Annotated in this window: 10 protein-coding genes; 9 read left to right on the forward strand and 1 reads right to left on the reverse strand. The window is 39.4% G+C overall.

All coding sequences use genetic code 11. The features are described 5' to 3' along the window. Window positions 1-106: 106 nt before the first annotated feature. Window positions 107-1087 carry a helix-turn-helix domain-containing protein gene (locus G622_RS22495; RefSeq protein ID WP_049945790.1) on the reverse strand — a complete coding sequence of 327 codons (981 nt, stop codon included), beginning with the start codon at window positions 1085-1087 and terminating at the stop codon, window positions 107-109. Between the two features lie 496 nt (window positions 1088-1583). Between G622_RS22495 and G622_RS0110280 the strand changes: the two genes are divergently transcribed. The 9 genes from G622_RS0110280 to G622_RS0110320 are packed head-to-tail and all read left to right on the forward strand — an operon-like array spanning window position 1584 to window position 14731. After that, a complete protein-coding gene (locus G622_RS0110280; RefSeq protein ID WP_026510650.1) occupies window positions 1584-3092 on the forward strand; it encodes an endo-1,4-beta-xylanase in 1509 nt (502 codons plus the stop codon). Between the two features lie 18 nt (window positions 3093-3110). Continuing rightward, a complete protein-coding gene (locus G622_RS0110285) occupies window positions 3111-6056 on the forward strand; it encodes an extracellular solute-binding protein (protein WP_049945791.1) in 2946 nt (981 codons plus the stop codon). Window positions 6057-6103: 47 nt separating this feature from the next. Then, the gene (locus tag G622_RS0110290) at window positions 6104-7042 is read left to right on the forward strand and encodes a carbohydrate ABC transporter permease (protein WP_026510652.1); all 939 of its coding nucleotides are present in this window, start codon (window positions 6104-6106) and stop codon (window positions 7040-7042) included. A 1-nt stretch (window position 7043) separates the two neighbouring features. Beyond that, window positions 7044-7961, forward strand: a complete 918-nt coding sequence (locus G622_RS0110295; protein ID WP_081675264.1) for a carbohydrate ABC transporter permease — start codon at window positions 7044-7046, stop codon at window positions 7959-7961. 39 nt (window positions 7962-8000) lie between these two features. Continuing rightward, the gene (locus G622_RS0110300) at window positions 8001-9515 is read left to right on the forward strand and encodes a hypothetical protein (protein WP_196814201.1); all 1515 of its coding nucleotides are present in this window, start codon (window positions 8001-8003) and stop codon (window positions 9513-9515) included. After that, on the forward strand, window positions 9515-10165 hold the full coding sequence (locus G622_RS0110305) for a YIP1 family protein (protein WP_026510655.1): 651 nt from the start codon (window positions 9515-9517) through the stop codon (window positions 10163-10165). The genes G622_RS0110300 and G622_RS0110305 overlap by 1 nt, the downstream gene beginning before the upstream one ends. 30 nt (window positions 10166-10195) lie before the next feature. Next, a complete protein-coding gene (locus tag G622_RS0110310; RefSeq protein ID WP_155831457.1) occupies window positions 10196-12763 on the forward strand; it encodes a DUF5696 domain-containing protein in 2568 nt (855 codons plus the stop codon). 14 nt (window positions 12764-12777) lie between these two features. Then, on the forward strand, window positions 12778-13692 hold the full coding sequence (locus G622_RS0110315) for a carbohydrate ABC transporter permease (protein ID WP_026510657.1): 915 nt from the start codon (window positions 12778-12780) through the stop codon (window positions 13690-13692). Beyond that, window positions 13685-14731 carry a carbohydrate ABC transporter permease gene (locus G622_RS0110320; RefSeq protein WP_242832990.1) on the forward strand — a complete coding sequence of 349 codons (1047 nt, stop codon included), beginning with the start codon at window positions 13685-13687 and terminating at the stop codon, window positions 14729-14731. The genes G622_RS0110315 and G622_RS0110320 overlap by 8 nt, the downstream gene beginning before the upstream one ends. Window positions 14732-14777 lie beyond the last annotated feature (46 nt).

Genomic DNA, 14777 nt, shown 5'->3' on the forward strand with positions numbered 1-14777 from the left:
TGTACACCTCGTTCTTTTTATAATTCAGGAAAACCTCTTGGATTTCCTGAATTATAGACCGTTTCGATATAGATAAAACTTATGCGCAGATTATTCTGATGCTCTGTTAAATAATTCTTGTAGCTACCTGATCTTCAATAGCCAGGTTATTTTCGTGGGATCCATATTTGTTTTTTCTGAAAAGAGCACGATATTCTCCGGGAGTACAGCCTTTTTTAGCCTTAAAGGTACGATTAAAGGTCGAAATGCTCGAAAAACCTGCTTGTAATGCAACATCTGTTATTGAAAGGTCATTCTGTGAAAGTAGTATTTCGGATGCTTTTATGCGACGGCCAATTAAATAATCATAGAAAGTGCTGTTCATGTATTCCTTGAATAATCTTGTAAAATGGAATTTTGAGAAACCACTATAAGCTGCTACTTCATCAAGTGTTAAATCCTCAGTGTAATGATTGTCAATATATTCCAAAACACCATTTAATCTGGCAAAATAATCTCTTCGCTTATTAGGACTGCTCTCGGTAAACAGATGTATCTGGTTAAGCTGGCATCTTGCCAAAAGAGTGAATGCCTGCAAAAGGTTTGCATATATAGCGAATTCATAAAATTCTGTATTTTGAAAGTATTCATTCCATATCTGTGTAAACAGATCGTAAATTTCACTGTAAACAGGAGCGTAAGTCTCAGGTGTAATATGTATGCAGCTGTCCTTTACAAATAGCATACCGGTGTAATCCTTTACCTGTGAGAAGAAATCTACATTAAAAAGACATACAAAACGGGCACCGCTTTTAGGAGCGTGAAGATGATGCATTTTTCTTGGGGAAATCATAAGGATTTCGCCTGGCAATACATGATGAGGTTTGTTGTCAATTTCTACATCATAATAGTTTTCAATCGGAATAATTACTTCCATAGCATCATGCCAGTGAGGAAGATAATCACTTGTTTGCACGTTATACCAGATTCTTACGGATGCATCCTTGGGAAAAATACTGTTTTCCTTCTCTGCAACCATTACTCTGTTTCGAAAGTCCGTGTTCTGGTGATAGAAGTCAAGGTTTAGATTTTCTTTTTTGTTCTTCATAATTCCCCCGATAAAATTAACAATATCTGATAGTCAAATTTTATTATCCAATGTGCAATAATTGCTAAAAGCAATCTTATAATTTATGAATTTATCACATCTTGCTTTATGTATCAAACGGAAATGCAGTAAAAACCTAACTTTGTGAAATGCATACAATATTTTGCACGAAAAATTGGCTTAATAATAGCAATAACTGAGCATTAAAAAGCAAGATTTTGGAAGAAAAAAATCATAGAATAGCTTCTCAAATTTTGCTATTATAAATGAAATATGTATCCTTTATTAATTAATTATTAATAAAAGTTTTTCTCCATATTTCACAGTTGTGCAAAATGCATAAAATACCCCTTTTTAATTTGGATAGTATATAGCAATAAGCGCGTATGGAAAAGCAAAATGTGATAAGCACAAAAGTCCATAAAAGTCTAAGCTATAGTAACAGCAAAGCTTTTTAGAGTTTTCGCAAATTCTGAGTAGTAGAGAGGAATATTTCATGAAGAAATATAAGCTTATAAAGCGCCGGGGGGTAGGAACAGCAATTGTACTGGCAACAGCGGCTCTTATAGGTGCAGGTTGCGGACAACCTACTTCAAAAAGCACTGCTGAAGCAAATGTAATTGAAAATTTAAACGCAACATCTGATGAATCAAATGACAATGACACAGAAGCTGCTGACAATACTTCGGATGAAGACACACTTAATATAGAAGAAACACAAAAAGTGGAAGAAGCTTCTGAGGAAACAGCGGATGATGCATCTGATGTAAATGCCGAAGAGAGCGAGGAGAATCAAGTGCCTGCACTAAAGGACAGTGTAGAAAAAGCAATGAATTGCAGGTTTGGGTGTGAGATCACCGGTCAGGAGCCTTGGGATTTAGGTGTGTGGGATATAGTAACAAAGCATTTCAACTGCGTGACCTTGGGAAATGAGTTAAAACCTGATTCACTATTTGGTTATAGCAATGCGGTTTGTCCCGGCACCGAAGAAACCGAATTAAACGGAGAGACAATAACGGTTCCGGTGCTGAATTTCAAAAATCCTGAAAAAATCCTGGATAAAATCCTGAAATGGAATGAAACACATCCGGATCAAGCGTTACAAGTCAGAGGACATGTGCTTTTATGGCATTCCCAGACACCTGAGTGGTTTTTCCATGAAGATTATGACAAAGAAAAGCCATATGTTACCGCAGAAGTTATGGATAAGCGACAGGAGTGGTACATAAAATCAGTTCTTGAACACTTTGTGGGAGAGGATAGCAAGTACAAAGATCTGTTTTATGGATGGGATGTGGTTAATGAAGCAATTTCAGATTCCACAGGAACCTACAGAACGGATACAGAGAGACCTGATGAAGAGCTTTCACAGGATACTCACGGAGGAAACTCCAGTTGGTGGCATGTATATCAAAATGAAAGCTTCATTATAAATGCTTTTAAATATGCAAATAAGTATGCGCCGGAGAGCCTGGAACTGTATTACAACGATTACAACGAGTGTGATGCGAAAAAACGCGGCGGAATCATAGAACTTCTGAAAGCTGTTAAAGCAGAAGAAGGTGCTCCGGGAGAGGGAACAAGAATTACAGCGATGGGTATGCAGGGACACTACAGCGTGACCGGACCATCAAGTACAGAATTTGAAAATGCTATTAAAGCCTATGGCGAGGTTGTGGGTAACATACAGATTACAGAGTGGGATTTGGCAGCAAGTGATCAGTATGACAGCTCGGATCCTGAATCAGTAGAAGCAGAGTATGAAAAGGAAAGAAAGCAATATAACCTTCTATATTATGCACTTAAGTCAGCGCAGAATTCCGGAGCGGCAAAAGTTACAGGCATGACGTTCTGGGGGACGATAGATAAGTACTCATGGCTTCAGTTCCGTTCAAACGTTGGCGGAGGTAATAAATCAGGACAGGCACAATGTCCATTGCTTTTTGATAGTAAATATGAGCCTAAACCGTGTTTCTGGGTTTTTGCAGAAAATAATGCGGAATAAGAGATATTGGTGGATAACATGAAAAAGAATACCAAAACAATTTTATTAGTAGTTGTCGTTCTGGCAGTAATCGTTGGGGTAAGCGTACTACTGTCGATGAGAGGGATAGAAACCTTCCATGATAAATACGAAGGTGCTGACCTGACAAAAGACGTTGAAGGCATGGAGAGGACAGGAACATATACCAATTACCTTGATGACCATGCAGATGCCGAAATACCGGCTGAGTCAATAGAAGTTGATGTTTTTGATAATCAGGCAGAGGGAGATGTTCATGAAGAGAGCAATCCTGAAGGAGATGTTGATAAAGCTCTTTATACCGGAACAGGATCAAAAGTGACCTGGAAGGTCAATGTTCCAAAAGCTGGATTTTATAATCTCTATTTAAATTATTATCTTCCTGAATCAAGAGGAGTTGCAGCTGAAAGATCAGTACTTATAAATGGAGAAACACCTTTTGAAGATGCAAAGAACATCACTTTCACAAGAATCTGGGCAGATGGCGGAGATGTAAAGGTTGATAACCAGGGCAATGAAATAAGACCTACTCAGAAAGAGGTTTTTGACTGGCAGACAGCATATTTTAGAGATGACATGGGATTCATCACAGAGCCTTATCGCTTCTATTTTGAACAGGGTGATAATGATCTTGCTTTAGAAGCAGTAAATGAGCCAATGCTAATTGGAAGCCTCGAACTTAAGGCAATAGAATCCATAAAAACTTACGAAGAGTACTCAGCAGAGTATGCCGGAAAAGAAGGATCTGACGCTGCTAAAACATTTATAGAGACAGTTCAGGGCGAGGATTCAACATTAAGATCAGAATCTTCACTTTATGCAAAATATGACAGATCATCACCTACAACTGTTCCGAATAGCGTAACACACACGGTTCTCAACTATGTAGGAGGAGATACCTGGAGAAGCTCAGGACAGTGGATTGAATGGAACTTCGATGTACCTGAGGATGGATTTTACAACATTATGATAAAGGGACGTCAGAACTATTCACGAGGAATAGTATCAAGCAGAAAAGTTCTGATTGACGGAGAAGTGCCTTTTCAGGAACTGAGTGTAGTATCCTTCCCCTTTGAGAATGAATGGAACAGTCTGACACTTGCAGATGATAATGGAACACCTTACAACATCTACCTCACCAAGGGAACACATAAAATAAGACTTGAAGCTACACTTGGTGGTGTCGGTGGAATTCTTGAAGAACTTGAGGATTCAACCTTCAGACTTAACCAGATTTACAGAAGAATCCTTGTTTATACAGGCGTTAATCCTGATATTTACAGAGATTATCATATTGAAAAGACATATCCTGAAATTATGGAAGCTATGGATCTTGAATCAAAGCGTCTTTACAGGATAGTTGATGAGATGACCGAGTACACAGGTCAGAAAGCTGATCAGATTGCATCAGCACAGACAGTAGCACAGCAGCTTGAGAGATTCGTAGAAAAACCTCAGAAAATAACTACTGAGTTTGTATCCTTTAAGGATAACATAACAGCACTTGGTACAGCTTCACTTAATATGAGTGATACAAAGCTTGATATAGATTATCTGGTAGTATCCGGAACAGGAGTTAATCCTAAGAAGGATAAAGCTAATTTCTTTACCAAGTCAGCACATGAGATCAAATCTTTCGTAGCATCATTCTTTGTAGACTATAACTCAGTCGGTGATGTATATGATGCAAACAGTAAAGATCAGGTCGTAAAGGTTTGGATACTTACAGGTCGTGATCAGGGTACAATCCTTAAGTCAATGGTTGATGATACTTTCACACCTGAGTCCGGAGTTAAGGTTAACGTAGAAATCGTTGCACCTGATGCACTTCTTAATGCAGTACTTGCAGGAAGAGGACCGAATGTAGTTCTTTCAGTAGGCGCTGACCAGCCTGTAAACTATGCACTTCGTGGTGCAGCTGAGGATATTACTCAGTTCCCCGGCTGGGAAGATGTTATGGCACATTACTCCAAGAGTTCTTATGAACAGTATGGACTTGACGGACATATCTATGGTGTACCTGAGACACAGACTTTTAATGTTATGTTCTATAGAAAGGACGTACTTGAAGAACTTGGACTTGAGCCTCCGCAGACATGGCAGGAGCTCATAGAGATGCTTCCTACAATTCAGGGACACAACCTTTCAGTAGGTATTCCTACTGCAGCAGGTAGTAGCGGAGCTGCAACAGCTTCAACATCAATAATGTCAAATGCTCCTGATCTTTCAATGTACTTCTCGCTTCTGTATCAGAATGGCGGTGACATGTACAACGAAAACGGAACAAAGACAACTGTTAATACAGAAGCCGGTGTTAAAGCATTTGATGAATATGTAAGATACTTTAACGATTACAATCTACCTACAATTTACGATGTAGTAAGCAGATTCAGATCCGGTGAGATGCCTATAGCAGTTGCTCCTTATTCAACATACAACACACTTATGGTATCAGCTCCTGAGATTAGAGGATTATGGGACTTCACACTGATACCCGGAACCGAGAAATCTGACGGATCAATAGACAGATCAGACTTCATCACAGGTAGTGCGACAATGATGATAAGGACAAAGAATGATGAACTTCGAAACAATGCATGGGAGTTCATGAAGTGGTGGGCAGAACCTGATACACAGGTAAGATTCGGTCGAGAAATCGAGGCTCTCCTTGGATCATCAGCAAGATATGCTACAGCAAACAGAGATGCATTCAGAAATCTGTCCTGGAGCACAAATGATATAGAAGTACTTGATGCACAATGGGATCAGACAGTTGGAATCAGAGAGGTTCCCGGCGGATACTTCACCGGACGCCATATTGCAAACGCAATTCGTAAGGTTATAAACGATAAGATTGATTCCCGAGAGGCAATCATCGATTACTCAATCTTCATAGATGAAGAAATTACGAAGAAGAGGAAAGAGTTTGGAATGCCGCTTGAATAACAGCAGGCATTGGCACAGCATCACGAGAAATTTTTTAGGAGAAAAAAATGAAAGATTATCTTCAGAAATATATCACCTTGCGCAAACACAATGCGAAGGTGGCATATAAAAAGGCTAAAAATCGAAAAATGTGCTATCTCTTTCTTGCACCCTACGCGATTTTGTTTACCATGTTTTACATTTTTCCGGTTTTGGCATCCATATACTTTAGTTTTACGTATTACAACGTATTGGAAGCGCCGCGATTTATCGGACTGCAGAATTACATCAGCCTGATTCTGCAGGATGATATCTTCCTGGTCGGTGTTAAAAACACTTTGATAATTGCGATAGTAACAGGACCCCTTGGTTACATAATGTCCTTCCTTTTTGCCTGGCTGATAAATGAATTACCAAGATGGGTCAGAAGTATTGCGGTCATGGTGTTTTATGCACCGTCAATCGCGGGAAACTGCTTCGTTATCTTCTCTGTACTGTTCAGAGGTGATGCATATGGTCATGTAAATGCACTTTTAATGAAGTGGGGAATAATTGATACACCTATCCTTTGGCTTATAAATCCTCAGTATATGCTTCCTATTTGTATGCTGGTTATCTTATGGATGAGCCTTGGATCCGGATTCCTTTCCTTCGTAGCCGGTCTTCAGGGCGTTGATAAATCACAGTTCGAAGCCGGATACATGGATGGCGTAAAGAACCGCTGGCAGGAGCTGTGGTTCATAACACTTCCCAACATGAAGCCGATGCTTATGTTCGGTGCTGTTATGTCAATAACACAGGCATTTAACGTAGCTGATGTAACTATGCAGCTTTGCGGATTCCCCAGTACGGATTACGCAGCAAGAACAATCGTAGCACACCTTATTGACTACGGTTCAATGAGATATGAAATGGGATACGCTTGTGCAATAGCAACTATCCTGTTCCTGATGATGATTTTATGCAACAAAGCAATACAAAGTCTCTTGAGGAGAGTGGGAACCTGACATGAGTAAAGAAAATACCAAGAAAAAAATTGAAAAAGCAGAAAAAGAACAGGTTTACCGTAAGAAGCTGATTAAAAAGAGGAAACCTAACAGATCAATATGGGGTGACTTTTTCCTGTATCTGTTCCTGATCCTGGTGGCTGTTATCATGGCATTTCCGATTGTGTATGCAGTAAGTAGTGCCTTGAAGCCTTTGGATGAACTGTTTAAGTTCCCACCTACGATTTTCCCTAAGCATCCTACAATGGATAACTTCTCAGATTTGTTTGTAACAATGGGTAAATCATGGGTAACATTCTCAAGATATCTGTTTAATACAGTATTTATCACATTCGTAGGAACTTTTGGACATCTGATCATTTCCTCTATGGCGGCATTCGTACTTGCTAAGTATGAGTTCCCGGGAAATCAGACATTCTTCAAAATCGTTACGGTGGCAATGATGTTCACGGGATATGTTACAGCAATCCCGAACTATATCATATTAAATAAACTGGGATGGATCGATACCTACTGGGCAATAATAATCCCGGCATTCGCAGCACCTATGGGACTTTTCCTTATGAAACAGTTCATGGAAGGTCTTCCGACTTCACTTATTGAGGCAGCTAAGATCGACGGTGCAAACGAATGGAAAGTATTTGCGGGAATAGTAATGCCGAACGTTAAACCCGCATGGATGACACTTATCATCTTCTCGGTACAAAGACTCTGGAATGACAGAGCAGCAACCTTTATCTATTCAGAAGAGAAAAAGACACTTGTATTTGCACTTCAGCAGATTCAGAGTGGTGGTATTGCAAGAACAGGTCAGGGTGCAGCCGTACTGGTTGTAGTAATGATCGTTCCGATTATCATCTTTGTATTCTCTCAGAGTCAGATTCTTGAGACAATGGCTAGTTCAGGTCTTAAGGATTGATGAAATACCACATTTGGAAAGGTGTTAGTTATGCATACTATGAAAAAAATCGTAAAAGGAGCTGCTGCAATATTTGCGGGAATGATGATAGTTACTGCCACTCCTTTAACGGCATACGCAGGTGAATATGGATACACCTATAATTACGATTACTGGGGAGATGTTCAGGAAAGTCCCGATTTCTACAATGTTTGTAAGGTGTTTACCGGTTCAGATTTAGGACTGGATACAAATTTGAATAATCCTGATGGAATATTCACATACGGGGACCTGATATATCTTTGTGACAGTGGAAATAACAGAATTCTGGAGTTAAAGAGAGATTCTGCTGAGAAACTTGAAGTTGTCAGAATAATTGATTCATTTGAGGGAAATACAGATGTAAAGACATTTTCAAATCCCACAGATGTAGCAGTTTCTGAAGAAGGGGATTTCTACATTGCAGATCAGGGAAATGCAAGAGTATTAAAGCTTGATAAGGACTTAAATTACGTTATGGAGTTTAACAAGCCCGTCGACAATACTTTGGATCCCAGCCTTGTATTTCAGCCTAAAAAGCTTGCAATCGACACCGCAGGGCGTGTGTATTGCATAGCTACAGGAATTAACAAAGGTCTTATAAAGTATGAGAGTGATGGAACATTTTCAGGATTTGTAGGAGCTACCAAGGTAAAATTCGACTGGACAGATTATATCTGGAAAAAGTTCGCTTCTCAGGAACAGAGAGCAAAGATGGAATCCTTCGTTCCTACAGAGTATGAAAATATTTACATGGATTATGAAGGTTTCATATATGCAACAATGGCTCTTAATGAGGATAAGGCATCCGATACTGATTGTGCAGTAAGAAAGCTTAACCTCTTAGGTAATGACATTCTCGTCAACAACGGAGAATGGGGAGTAATGGGTGATCTCTACTGGGGATCCGGCGGTGGTTACGAAGGTCCTTCAATCTTCACTGACGTAACTGTCATGGACAACGACATTTATGTCTGCCTTGACAGAAACAGAGGAAGATGCTTCGGATACGACGATCAGGGAAATATCGTGTTCTGCTTTGGTGGAAACGGTAACATGAACGGTTATTTCAGAAGACCTACAGCCATTGACCACATTGGTAAAGACCTTTATGTAGTAGATGCCCTTGATAATTCCATTACAGTATATGTTCCTACAGAGTTTGGACAGACAGTATTTAACGCTATTGATCAGTTTGATGAAGGCCAGTATGAAGAATCCGGTGCATCCTGGGAAAGCGTAATGAAGCAGAACGGCAACTATGATCTTGCTTATATTGGAATAGGAAGAGCACTCCTTAGACAGAAACAGTATAAGGAAGCAATGAGATATTTTGAGCTTAAGTATGATGAGGATAACTACTCAAAAGCTTATAAGCAGTATCGAAAGATATGGGTTGAAGATCATATTGTAGTGATTGTTTTGGTTCTTCTTGCACTATTCCTTATACCAATGACAATTGGAAGAGTTAAGAAAATCAGACATGAGATTGACACTGCAGATATTTTCATGAATACACAGGACGGAGAAAAATAATGGCAGCTATCACAAAAGAGAAATATGATCGTTATATTGACTCGCTGAAGTTTGCATTATATTGCATCTCTCATCCGCTAGACGGATTCTGGGATTTAACCCATGAAAAGAGAGGAACATATGCGGCAGCCAATACAATACTAATCGCAACTGTTCTTATAAGAATACTTAAACTAAGATATACAAGTTTTATTTTCATGACAGTTTATTGGGAAGACCTGAACATCTTCCTGTATGTAGCAAGTATCCTGTTCCCTTTAACTCTTTGGGTATTAGGAAACTGGGGACTTACAACACTGTTCGATGGAAAGGGAAGGCTTGGACAGGTATATATGGCAACCTGCTATGCACTTACGCCATATCCGCTGATCCAGTTCCCGCTGATGATTTTCAGTAATTTCGTTACTGTAGATGAAGCTGAATTCTATGCAATGGTAAGTACCATATCGCTTGTATGGGCAGCACTTCTGGTTATAGCAGCAATGGGACAGATTCATGAATATGCAGCAGGAAAAAACCTTTTATTCACAGTGGCAACACTTTTTGCAATGCTTGTTATGATCTTCATACTGATGATTTTCTTCAGTATGATATCTCAGGGAGTTTCCTATTTTATATCTCTGGGTAAGGAATTATTGTTCCGACTATAGGAATTACGGATGGGAGCAGACATGAAAAATATGAAGAACGAAAAAATACGGCAGGTAATAAAAAGCTTGATAGGACCTGTTATCATATGTGTTTTGATACTGGTTGCCGTGCTTTTCATAATAAATCATAAAAATGCCAGTGATACAGAGGAAGCTATCGCACCGTATTCTTATGATGGCGGAGAAGATACAGTAGTAATTGAAAACGACAAGTTGAAACTGGAGATGGATCCACTTACTACTCAGTTTTCCGTAACAGTTAAGGAAACCGGAAAGGTGTGGAAGTCAAATCCCGATAATGCAGCAAATGATGCTATTGCATTACCTGAGGAAAAAGCAAATCTTCAGTCACCTCTGATCATGTCATATTCAGTGGTTACAGGACTTGAAACAACATACAATACATATGCATACAGTACAGCAAACCAGATTTACAACATTACTACAGAGGGTGATTCCATAAGAGTTGACTACTCACTGGGTGATGTGATCAAGGAATATGTAATACCGCCTGTTATTACAAAAGATGAGCTTGATTCCTGGTTTGAGAAGATGGATAAGGATTCAGTTAACTTTGTCCAGCAGTATTACAAAAAGTATGACATCAACAAGCTTGGCAAAAAAGACAACAAAGATGAGCTTCTTGCCAGCTACCCTATTCTGGCAGATAACGTAATCTATGTTCTTAGAGATAAGACAAAAGAGAATGTCAGAAAGAAGATGGAAACAGCTTTTGCTGATGCAGGATATACTTATGATAACTATCTTGCAGATAAGGCTCAGGACCTTTCAGTTTCCAGCTCAGATAAGCCTATCTTCAATGTAAGCGTAGTTTACAAGCTTGATGGAAATGATCTTGTGGTAGAAATACCTATGCAGGATCTGAAGTATAAGAAGGATTCACCGATTTACACAATTACACCTCTTCCGTACTTTGGAGCTGGAGACAGTGAACAGGATGGTTACATGTTTGTTCCTGAAGGTGGCGGTGCAACCATTAACTTCAATAATGGTAAGGTTTCACAGAGCAGCTACTATACAAACGTTTACGGCTGGGATATGTGCCTTAGCAGAGACGCAGTAGTACATAATACCAGAGCTTATTACGGAGTATTCGGTGTTTCAGAAGGAAATGATTCCTTTATCTGTGTACTTGAGGACGGAAGCCCTTATGCATCAATTCAGGCAGATATAAGTGGAAAGAACAACAGCTACAATTATGTAAATGCTGTATATAGCATTTGTCAGAGAGAAAAATATGACGTAGGTGATATCGCTAACAGTGAAGTATACGAGTATGTTCCTTCACTTCCCGATGAAACACTTACAAGAAGATACAGCTTTATCAATTCCGGAAGCTATGTAGATATGGCTAAGGAATATGGTTCTTATCTTCAGAACAAATACGGCGATTCCCTGGCATTGAACTCAGATACCAGCGCCCCTGTAGCTATAGAGGTGGTAGGAGCAATCGACAAGGTTAAGCAGATACTTGGTATACCTGTTAAGAGACCTCTTAAGCTTACAAGCTACAAAGAAGCAAGCGACATTGTTAAGGATCTTAGCAATAACGGTGTTGAGAATATGTCAGTAAAACTTACCGGATGGTGTAATGGTGGTGTTGACCAGAGACTTCTCAAATCAGCTAAAACCATTGGAGCCCTGGGAAGTAAGAATGACTTGAAGAACCTTGTAAAAACCGGAGAAGAAACAGGTTCAAAGGTTTATCTCGATGGTATAACACAGTATGCAAATGATTCAAACTTACTTGATGGATTCTTCTCTTACAGAGATGCAGCCAAGTTTATAAGTAAGGATCAGGCTAAGCTTTATGAGTACAGCCATGTTACATATGCTCAGAGAGAAAACTCAGATCATCTGTATTATCTCTTGCATACAAAGCTGGCTATGAACATTGCAGATAAGTTTGCTGATACAGCAGCATCATATGGTGCAGGTGTTTCATATAAAGATATAGGTAAAGATCTTTCATCAGATTTTTATAGAAAGAATATTCAGAGCAGACAGAGTGTTAAGAGTCTTCAGGAAGAAGAACTTAAGAAAATTCAGGGTGAAGGCACACCGATAATGATCAACATGGGTAATGACTATGCAGTTCCTTTTGCAAGCATGGTTACAGACATGGATCTTAGAGGCAGTGAGTACACAATACTTGATCAGTGCGTACCTTTCTATCAGATAGCAGTTCATGGAAGAGTAAATTATACAGGTGATTCCATCAACATTGGTGGTAACCAGGCTAATGAAGTTCTTTACAGTGCTGAATATGGTGCAGGTTTACACTTCACCTTCATGAATGAGACATCATTTGCAACACAGAAGACACTTTACACCGAATATTACGGTGCAAACTATGATTCCTGGAAAGATAAGATGATCGAGATCTATACAAGATATAACAAAGAACTCGGACATACCTTCAATCAGGAGATGGTTGATCACGAAAACATAACAGAAGATTTGTCCCGTACAGAGTATGCGGATGGAACAAATGTCTACGTTAACTATGGATATAGTGATGCGCAGACACCGGACGGAAAGACAGTTCCTGCCAGAGATTATCTGGTTGTCAGATGAGAGGAAATGGTTTTATGGAAAAGCAGAAGCAAAAGAAGAAAATAGTAGGACTGCAAAAGAGAAAAGCGAAAGCCGGATATGCTTTTATAGCACCATTCATAATAGGATTTCTGGTATTCATGATAAAGCCTCTGTGGCAGTCACTGCATATGAGTTTTTCCAGCGTCGAACTTGGAGCCGGAGACTTTAAGGAGACATGGGTTGGAATTACCAATTACATTTATGCATTCAGAGTAGACCCAGAGTTCAACAGATTATTGGTTGAAGAGCTCTCAAGAATGGTAGTTTACTCACTTGCAATCATCGTATTCAGTTTCTTTGTAGCTTTGATATTGAATCAAAAGTTCAAAGGACGTGCACTGGTAAGAGCAATATTCTTCCTGCCGGTTATCCTTTCATCAGGTGTAATCGTAGGACTTGAGTCAAACAACCAGTTGATGGCATCTCTTGCACAGACAATTGAGCAGTCAACACAGGGCGTAAGCGTAACAGCTGCCCTGGAGAGTATCCTTCGTACAGCAGGTATCGGTGTCAGAGCTTATGAAAAGGTATTTGAAGTTATCGATAACATCTATGATGTAGCAATTGCTTCAGGTATTCAGATCATCATTTTCTTGTCAGGTCTTCAGAGCATATCTTCAAGTATGTATGAAGCAGCCGATATTGAGGGATGTACAAAGTGGGAGAGTCTTTGGAAGATTACCTTCCCTATGATCAGTTCACTTTTCCTTGTTAACTGGCTTTACACTGTAGTTGATTTCTGTATGCGTTCAGACAACGGCGTTATTGAGAAAATACAGAAGGTCATGGTTGAGCAGATGCAGTATGGTAATGCTTCAGCAATGTCCTGGATCTATTTCGTAGTTGTACTTGCATTTGTGGGAATTACATCTCTTGTTATCTCGAAGGGAGTTTATTACTATGACTGATATGGCATTAGCACAGAAAATGAGTGCCAAAGAAAACAAAATAAAATCGAATGTCCACGCAGACAAAGATTTCTGGGAAAGAAACAGACTTTCCGGTGGATATCTTTTAAGAAAGCGTATAATGGACGTTGGTGTGAGCATAGCAAGATTCATTCTTCTTTTTGGAATGTGCTTCATGATCCTGCAGCCTATATTAAACAAAATATCTGTCAGCTTTATGACAGAGCAGGATCTGTACAATCCCATTGTTATTGCAATACCTGAGCATTTCACTACAGCTAACTACAGACTTGCTGCAGAGCTTATGAGCTATAGTCAGGCTCTTGTTAATTCCATAATCATTGCACTTACAATAGCAATACTGCAGATTACAGTTTGTACACTTGTAGGATATGGCTTTGCAAGATTTGAATTCCCGCTTAAAAAGCTTTGGTTTGCGGCAGTTATTCTGGTAATTCTTATACCTCCGCAGACAATTGCAAGTTCACTTCACTTGCATTTCAGATTCTTCGATATATTGGGATTGATAAAGCTTACAACAGGTACCACATTAAACCTTAGAGGATCAGCTATTCCTTACTATCTGATGAGTGCCGGTTGTATGGGACTTAAGAATGGTCTGTACATCTTCATTATCAGACAGTTCTTCAAAGGACTTCCTGTTGATCTTGAAGAAGCTGCTTATGTTGATGGATGCGGAATGCTTAAGACCTTCGTAAGAATCATGCTTCCTCAGGCTAAGCCACCTATTACATCATGCTTCCTGTTTGCATTTGTATGGCAGTGGACAGACGGATTTTACTCAAGACTTTTCCTTGGTAATACAAAGCTTGTAAGCACAAGCCTTTCAAGAATTATCGATAGTCTCGGTGCTTATATCCAGCGTATTAACGGAGTTAAGACAACAGTTTCAGTTGCATATTCAAACTGTATCCTTGCTACAGGTACACTTATGATTATTATGCCACTGATTATCCTGTATCTCTTCGCACAGCGTGCATTCGTAGAGAGTATTGCTAATACAGGTATCAAGATGTAAAAAAATCTCTTTGCACAACAATTTGTGGAAGAGTATAGAAATATAG

This window comes from Butyrivibrio sp. LC3010, from assembly GCF_000424385.1.
In the GTDB taxonomy this organism is placed as follows: domain Bacteria; phylum Bacillota; class Clostridia; order Lachnospirales; family Lachnospiraceae; genus Butyrivibrio.